The sequence below is a fragment of the Streptomyces sp. SID486 genome, assembly GCF_009865385.1.
In the GTDB taxonomy this organism is placed as follows: domain Bacteria; phylum Actinomycetota; class Actinomycetes; order Streptomycetales; family Streptomycetaceae; genus Streptomyces.
Window position 1 is genome coordinate 1 of the sequence record NZ_WWJT01000621.1, and the last position, 832, is coordinate 832.

1 protein-coding gene is annotated in these 832 nt (G+C 72.2%); it reads right to left on the bottom strand.

Annotated features, from left to right (window positions below; all coding sequences use genetic code 11):
* Positions 1 to 629: polyketide synthase (locus GT045_RS28845; protein WP_161296272.1), on the bottom strand; the 629-nt coding region annotated here is incomplete at its 3' end.
* Between the last annotated feature and the right edge of the window lie 203 nt (positions 630 to 832).

The following is an 832-nucleotide window of genomic DNA, read 5'->3' on the forward strand; positions in this document are numbered from 1 at the left end:
AGGGAGGAGGAGCAGGCGGTGTCGACGGTGACGACCGGGCCTTCGAGGCCGAAGGTGTAGGCGACGCGTCCGGAGGCGATGCTGGCGGCGCTGCCGTTGGCGAGGTAGCCGTCGAGGTCGTCGGGTACGGAGGTGAGGCGGGTGGCGTAGTCGTTGTACATCACGCCGGCGAACACGCCGGTACGGCTGCCGCGCAGGGTGGCCGGGACGATGCCGGCCCGCTCGATGGCCTCGTGGGAGGTCTCCAGCAGCAGTCGCTGCTGCGGGTCCGTGGCGAGGGCCTCGCGGGGGCTGATGCCGAAGAAGTCGGGGTCGAAGTCGGCGGCGTCGTGGAGGAATCCGCCGGTACGGGCGTAGGTCCTGCCGGGCCGGTCGGGGTCGGGGTCGTAGAGGGCGTCCACGTCCCAGCCCCGGTCGGACGGGAAGCCGGACACCGCGTCGGTGCCGGACGCGACCAGGTCCCACAGCTCCTCGGGAGTGGTGACGCCACCCGGGTAGCGGCAGCCGATGCCGACCACGGCGACGGGGCCGTGTGCGCGCTGCTCGTTCTCGCGCAGCCGTCGCCGTGCCTCCCGCAGTTCCGCGGTGGTCCGCTTGAGGTAGTCGAGCAGTTGCTCTTCGTTGTTCACCAGCGCGCCATCCGATCGAGATCGAAGTGAGGGCCTGGGCCGCGCGGATCGCCTCCGGACGGTTTCCGGTCCGCTTCCCCTCCGTTGTCGGAGGCTAGGCAGGGGGCGCCGACGCAAGACACCCCTACGGCCCCCAGGGGCCCGGCAGCCGGGTAAGGGGTCCCTGGGAACGCTCTCGTGCGGTGGGGGGGTGGGTGCGGGTC